Here is a 7,553-nt window from a genome sequence, read left to right on the forward strand (position 1 = left end):
TTTAGTTCAATAAGAAACTATGCTACATACGTTTTAAATGTAATAAAAATTAGTAAGATACTGAAAACTAAAGAACATTAGAAACATATTCTATTGACAGATGAATGTGTAACGCTTACAATTAGGATAAATAATATTTGGGATTGTAACTGCGTCGGCAGGCAACACCTAAGTGACCATTTCTAGACTTTTAATTTGTCTATTTTTAATGGTTATTTAGGTGTTTTTTATTTAGGAGGGAACATCGTGCGTATAAAAAAAATCTACAACAATAATATTATTTTGGCTCACGATGAAAAATTTGTAGAGAAGGTTTTGCTTGGTAAAGGCGTTGCTTTTGGGAAAAAGGAAGGAGAGGAAGTTGATAAGGAAAAGATAGAAAAGGTTTTCACTTTGGAGTCTAAAGAATTAGTTGATCGCTTTGTTAATCTAGTGGGTGAGATTCCTATTAATCACTTAGAACTAACAAATGCTATTGTCAAAGAAGCTGAAAAAGAACTAAGTATTAAATTTAATGATAGTATTTACATTGGATTAACTGACCACATAAATTATGCTCTTTACCGCTATCGACAAGGTGAGCAAATGAGAAATGCTTTTTTATGGGAAGTGAAAAAGTTTTATCCTAAAGAATACAAAGTTGCATTAAAAGCACTTGAAATTATTTACTATTTTGAAAAGGTTAAATTAAATGTAGATGAAGCCAGTTTTATCGCTCTACATTTTGTAAATGGTCAGAATTTACAATCTAATCTCAATATTAAAGGAAATAATGAAAATGCAGTTATTCTTGATATCCTAAATATTATTAAATTCCATTACAATATTGAGATTGAAGAGGATTCCATTAATTATAGCCGGTTTGTTACACATTTAAGGTACTTTTTACAAAGAATAAACGGTCAAGTACGTTATTCTTCTGATGATAATCAATTATTCTTGCAAGTTAAAACAAAGTATAAAAAGGCGTACGAATGTATATTAAAAATTAATGCCTATTTTAATGCTAAGATGAGTGTCACAATGACTACAGAAGAACAGTTATATTTTGTTTTGCACATTAATCGTTTAACTACGAGAGAAAATCAAATAAGATCAAGTAATGGATTGTAACTGTTAGGCAGGCAACACCTAAAATGATCTGTATGAAGCTCTGCATTCTTGTAATGCTTATTCATGCATGGTTGTTATAGGTGTTTTTTTCATACTAATTTTTGGAGGTAAGAAAATGTCGTATAATAAGCTGGCGTCAGCGATTATTGAACAAGTCGGTGGTGCAGAGAACGTTTCTAATTTAACACATTGCGTAACCCGCTTGCGGTTTAATCTTAAGAATGACGAATTAGCGGATACAGAAAAAATTAAAAATATAGATGGTGTTGTAGGGTGTGTCAATAAAGGTGGACAGCTTCAGGTCATTATTGGACCACATGTAAAAGATGTTCACGATGAGGTAGTAAAACTAGGTAATATGACAAGTGGAGAAAAAGGTGAGCCTGATGGCAAAAAAGGCTTCGCCAAGTTCTTTGATATCATTGCAGCTATTTTCATTCCGATAGTTGGTGCTTTGGCAGGATCAGGCATGGTTAAAGCTATTTTAGCTGTTAGTACAAACTTCGGTTGGATGACAACTGACTCACAAACATATTTTATTTTAAATATTATGGGGGATGCAGTATTTTACTTCTTGCCATTCTTAATTGCTTTTACTGCTGCTAAGAAGTTTAATACGAGTCCGCTATTGGCTCTTGTTTTTGCAGGAATACTTTTGCACCCTGATTTAACCGCTTTAAGAGTAGATGGTGGAGAAGCTGCGTTTTTAGGCATACCAATTAGATTAGCTACATATTCTTCATCTGTTATTCCTATTATTCTTATTGTTTTGCTTCAATCCTACGTAGAGAGATTTATGCAAAAGTATACACCAAATGTTGTTAAAGTTTTTGTAGTTCCAATGGTAACGATCTTAATAGTGGCACCAATCGGGTTAATTGCATTAGGACCACTTGGGTCAATTTTAGGAGATTATTTAGCAATAGGATTTACTTTCCTAGATGAAAGAGCAAGCTGGCTTGTCCCAATGTTAGTCGGAGGTTTAGCTCCTTTCCTTGTAATGACAGGAATGCATTATAGTTTAGGTGCCGTTCAGGCAACACAACGTGCTGCAGTAGGTTATGGTTCTATCCTAACACCAGGTACACTTTCTTATAATATGGCACAAGCGGGTGCCGTTTTAGCTGTTGCAGTTAGGACAAAGAATAAGAAATTAAAATCACTAGCAACATCAACAGGTGTATCCTGTTTAATGGGGATTTCTGAACCAGCACTTTATGGAGTTACCCTACAGAGAAAAAGAACATTGGCAGCAACGGTTATTGGAGGAGCCGCGGCCGGTTTATATGCTGGTATCACAGGGATAAAAACTTATTCTGCTGGTACATCTAATATCTTTTCTCTGCCGATTTATATGGGTGGAGATAGCATGTGGAGCTTTTATAATGCTATCTTTACAGTTATTGTAGCTATAGTTGTAGGCTTCGTAGTTTCAATAATATTATTTAAAGAAGAAGATACCGCAGCAAAGAAAGAAAGTGATACGTCTTCTGAAGACAATGAATCTGAAACAATTCATGCACAAATAAATGAGAAGGTACAAATGTACAGTCCATTAAATGGAATAGCTATGCCTCTTTCTAAGGTAGAGGATGATGCATTTTCCACTGAAGCTATGGGAAAAGGAATTGCGATTGATCCAACAGAAGGAAAAGTCGTCTCCCCATTTGATGGTAAGGTGGCAATGGTATTTAAAACGAAACACGCACTGGGCTTAGTGAGCAATGAAGGGGTAGAAGTATTAATCCATGTAGGTATTGATACAGTAAGGCTAGACGGAAGGTTCTTTGAGTCATTTGTTAAAGAAGGGGATCAAATTAAAAAAGGAGACATACTGCTGACTTTTGAAGCAGATGAGATGAGAAAAGCTGGCTACGATTTAACTACACCAATTATTGTAACCAATACGAGTCAGTATCTTGATATTGTTGAAGGGCAAGGCGGCGAAGTAGACAATAATACAATCATATTAACAGCAATTAAATAATGAAAGGGTTGAGAAGATGAGTATATTTCCTAAAGACTTCCTATGGGGCGGTGCAACAGCTGCTAACCAGTTTGAAGGAGCTTATAATGAAGATGGAAAAGGGCTATCTGTTCAGGATGTACTTCCAAAAGGGGTGTTTGGACCGATTACAGATGGACCGACAGAAGATAATTTGAAGCTGGATGGTATTAATTTTTATCATAGATATAAAGAAGACATTAAGTTATTTGCTGAACTGGGGTTTAAAGTATTCCGTATGTCAATTGCCTGGACAAGGATATTTCCGACAGGCGAAGAAGATACCCCTAATGAAGCAGGATTAGCCTTTTATGATCGTGTCTTTGATATGTGTCGTCAGTATAATATAGAGCCATTAGTAACACTATCACATTATGAATCTCCATTATATTTAAGCAAAAAATATGATGGCTGGCGCAGCAGAAAATTGATAAAGCTGTTTGCCAAATATGCCGAGACAGTATTTAACCGTTATAAAGATAAGGTTAAATATTGGATTACTTTTAATGAAATTAATGTAACTGCACATATTCCCCTATTAGGTGGCGGTGTATTAACACCAAGAGATCAATTAACCAAGCAGGATATGTATCAGGCTGCACATCACCAGCTTGTTGCAAGTGGGCTAGCTACAAAAATCGGCCGTGAAATTAATCCTAATTTTAGAATTGGTTGTATGGTGGCTTCAGCGCCGCGATATCCGATGACATGTAACCCGGATGATGTTACATATGCAATGGAAGATCAGCAAGGTGTTACTTTATTCGTCCATGTACATGCTAAAGGAGAGTACCCCTATTATAGTAATCGAATTTTTGAGCGCAATAACGTTCAATTAGAGATTACAGATGAAGATCGTGAGTGGTTAACGCACACAGTGGATTTTATATCATTTAGCTATTATAACAGCAGAACAGTAGCAAGAGATGATTCAAAGTACGAGCAAGCAGGTGGGAATATTACACGTGGATTAAGAAATCCTTATATAGAGTATTCTGAATGGGATTATCCTATTGATCCACAAGGACTTCGTTATATATTAAACTTCTACTATGAACGTTTTCAGCTACCACTGTTTGTTGCAGAAAATGGTATAGGAGCTATTGATACTCCAATAGAAGAAGACGGAATATTAAAGATTAATGATGATTACAGAATTTCCTACTTTAAAGAGCATATAAAAGAAGTAGGTAAAGCAATTGAAGATGGAGTTGATGTAATTGGATATACATCATGGGGGTGCATTGATTTAATCAGTGCTGCTTCAGCTCAGATGGAAAAAAGATATGGGTTTATTTATGTGGATCGTGATAAAAATGGGAATGGAACATTTAACCGCTATCGGAAAAAATCTTTTTACTGGTACAAAGATGTAATACGTACGAATGGTTTATCCTGTTTAAGTGATTGAAATTTATGTAAAGATTATTTTTTCATATAGAAGATATAATATACAAATTTAGGACCTGATGGACAAAAGCCGTTAAATTCGATAAAAGATCGATTTTACGGCTTTTGTCTTTTATATAAAACTTACTATAACACTTAGACACATTGAATTCTGGCTGCTAAATAATTGTTTGTATTAGTCCTTCGTGACTCCGGAGGTGAAAAACTGCGTAATTAAGAGATAAGTGTTTGTTTATTGAGGGAGGTTAGTGACATAAGAAAATTATTATAGATAACAACTAACAAAAAAAGTTACCTTTCAGTAACCTTAAGATATTAAGCTCTTATTACTAATTAATAATTAGTAATCCAGTCAATCAAGTGATTATAGTCGCTTGAAAATCTTATGTTTTTTTTATTATTAGATTGGTTAAGGTGATCTAAAATATCCCCTTCATCTAATAAAAATGCAATTGCACTGGTTTTTTCTAATAGGACATTAGAGAAAAACTTGTCTTTCCACAATTTTTGAACTGCGAAGTGTTCGGGTGTATAACCTTTTCTATTTACTAATAATTTAAATTTTTTGCCTTGGTTAATAAACACATTACATTTTTGCTCAAAAGAATCAAACCACATACTTACATCTGCAATGGAGATATATCCTGTCAAATTAGTAATAATCATATCTTTCGAAATGGATGTACACGTATTATTAACATTCAAATAAAGAACAACTCCTTTTTTAGTATTATAAACCGAATATGGTTAAGGGCATAGGTTATTTCGCACAGTTTGTAACTATTGTGCACTACTATAAGAAGTTTGGCGGCATTCATGCATAAAGGAACTGAAAAGAAGAAAGTTTGTAAAGGAATACACATAAATAATCGGGGGCCTTAGTCCAAGAAGGATTATTGCTTTAATATCTTATATTTCTTCAACATTTTGAACTAGTAAATAAAATCTGATCTGTATTTACAATGTTTTTATTTTTATAAGGGATTTGTTCAATAATCGTTTCAAAAGCTATTAATGATTAGTTTTTTTGGTTAGCTATAAATTATTTCCTACCTTCACCGATTTTCCTTGAAAAATATTCATTAGTACTATATAGTACTAAATATGGTGAAGAATAAACTAATGAATCGAAAGCATGTCATTGAAGTAGCAGCGATTTTATTTTTAGAAAAGGGATTTGCATACACAAGCATGGATGAATTGGTTCGAGTCAGTAAAGTGTGCAAGTCAAATGTGTATTATCATTTCTCGAACAAAGAAGAATTATTAGAAGCTGTCGTTGATTATTGGATTGCGAAGTACCATTTTGCAATAGAAGAGGTGATAAACCAGCAACAACTTTCGGTCGAGCAACGAGTGACCATGTTTTTAATGCAATTAGCACAAGGTGTGCAAGTGAGGGAGTTTAAAGGAAGTTGTCCATTTATTACACTGGCAATTCAAAGCCCGGCACAAGCTACCCAACTGAAAGAAAGAATTGGCTTGTTTTTTGCCGAATTGCAATCAAAGGTCAGTTTGCTTATTGCTCAAGGAATCGAAAGAGGGGAATTTCGAAAGGCAATCCAGCCAGAAGAAATAGCCTCATTATTTATTACCAATTTGGAAGGCGCATTATTTATTGCAGAAACACAAAAGGATGCAACAATCATTACAAAAACAGCTCAACAATTTATGAAATTGCTTCATTAAAGAGGCAATTTTTTTTACACAAGATTAGGACTAAATAGTACTAAAGTGGAGGGTAAATGATGAAAAGAATATTATTAATAGGTGGAACTGGTTTTATTGGTAAGCAATTAGTGCAACAAATAGCAATGGAGCAGGTCGAGATTTTCTTGTTGGTAAGGTCTAAAAGTAAAGCAATCAAGTTGTTTGAAGAAAGTGGGTATCTTCACAGAAATCTATTGCAATTTGTAGAAGGTGATTTAACTAAAAAAGGGTTAGGATTACGTGAAGAGGACCTGCAACAAGTAAAGAAGAGTGATGTAATCATTCATGCAGGTGGACCAATGGATATAAGTATCTCTGAAAAACAAGCGACGTCAGCGTTTTTAAACGGTGCAAAATATGTGAGTGAAATTGCAGAAAGCATACATATAACAAAAGGTTTAGAACATTTTATCCATGTAGTAGGGTATATGAGTCCATTTAATGATGACAACAGCGATATAGATATTAATGTATTTCAAGATGCATACCAATATTCAGAAATAAAAAATCATTACGAACGTACAAAATTTTTAGCTGATCTCTATATGCGGCAACAGGCAAAAAAAGTAGGTTATCCTATTTCGGTTATTAATCCCCCTACAGTTGTTGGTCCTAGTCAGACTGGGAGTACAGAACAGGTGGATGGGTTAGGGTTGCTTGTAAAAAGTATGCGTAAAGGTCTTATGCCTGTTGTACCTGGGGGAGGGGATTATCGACTTCCACTGATTGCAAATGATGTATTAGCAAAATTTATTATCCGAATTTTAAATCAACAGCAGCCGAAGAGTCATACATATACACTCGTCCCAGACCGTCAAATGGATCTAAATGTATCTGAATTACTTCGTATCATGGCGGAAAGTTTGAATGTAAAAGCACCTAATAAGGCTATTCCATTACAGATTATGAAATTATTACTGAATAGCGGCGGAAGTAAAATAACTGGAATTCCAACAGATAGTTTAAACTTCTTAACGAATAAAGACTTCTCAAATGCCAAGGTAAAAAAAGTAATGGGACCAGATTGGTTCCGGACGACGAGTGTAAAGAACTTTTTACCAGTTGTAATCGCAGATATAGATTATCGTATAACGTATCCTCATCAGCAATTAGATTCCAGATTTAATAGAGTACTTATCGGTAATGTCGTTGTTTATCAAACAAGCGGAGAAGGAAAGCCATTTATCTTGTTCCATGGTTTATTAAGTGATGGAGAAGATTTATTTCCACTAGGGATTCAGTTACATGAAAAAACAGGTCGACCTGTGTGGATTGTTGATTTGCCTGGTTTGGGACGTTCCCCTTTTCAAAAGGG

At 34.5% G+C, this 7,553-nt stretch carries 6 protein-coding genes; 5 read left to right on the forward strand and 1 reads right to left on the reverse strand.

The genetic code is table 11. The features are described from left to right. The first annotated feature begins 246 nt into the window (after positions 1 to 246). The 3 genes from licT to LXM54_RS27440 all read left to right on the forward strand — a co-directional run bounded on the left by licT (position 247) and on the right by LXM54_RS27440 (position 4,529). Complete coding sequence (gene licT / locus LXM54_RS27430) at positions 247 to 1,113, forward strand: BglG family transcription antiterminator LicT (protein WP_233319495.1); 867 nt, start codon at positions 247 to 249, stop codon at positions 1,111 to 1,113. Between the two features lie 115 nt (positions 1,114 to 1,228). Further along, entirely contained in the window at positions 1,229 to 3,100 is a 1,872-nt protein-coding gene (locus tag LXM54_RS27435) for a beta-glucoside-specific PTS transporter subunit IIABC (protein ID WP_233319497.1), read from the forward strand. Positions 3,101 to 3,116: 16 nt separating this feature from the next. Next, positions 3,117 to 4,529, forward strand: a complete 1,413-nt coding sequence (locus tag LXM54_RS27440) for a glycoside hydrolase family 1 protein (RefSeq protein WP_233319500.1) — start codon at positions 3,117 to 3,119, stop codon at positions 4,527 to 4,529. Positions 4,530 to 4,861: 332 nt separating this feature from the next. On the opposite strand, the gene LXM54_RS27445 is transcribed toward LXM54_RS27440, so the two are convergent. After that, the gene (locus tag LXM54_RS27445) at positions 4,862 to 5,233 is read right to left on the reverse strand and encodes an STAS/SEC14 domain-containing protein (protein WP_233319501.1); all 372 of its coding nucleotides are present in this window, start codon (positions 5,231 to 5,233) and stop codon (positions 4,862 to 4,864) included. 417 nt (positions 5,234 to 5,650) lie between these two features. On the opposite strand from LXM54_RS27445, the gene LXM54_RS27450 reads away from it, so the two are divergent. Together LXM54_RS27450 and LXM54_RS27455 are read left to right on the forward strand one after the other, a co-directional pair. Then, positions 5,651 to 6,217, forward strand: coding sequence for a TetR/AcrR family transcriptional regulator (locus LXM54_RS27450; protein ID WP_233319504.1), 567 nt, complete (start codon positions 5,651 to 5,653; stop codon positions 6,215 to 6,217). A gap of 59 nt (positions 6,218 to 6,276) precedes the next feature. Continuing rightward, on the forward strand, positions 6,277 to 7,553 hold a 1,277-nt coding region (locus LXM54_RS27455; protein WP_233319507.1), incomplete at its 3' end, for an alpha/beta fold hydrolase.

Origin of the sequence: Bacillus sp. Au-Bac7, assembly GCF_021341655.1 — a bacterium.
Classification (GTDB): Bacteria; Bacillota; Bacilli; order Bacillales; family Cytobacillaceae; genus Niallia.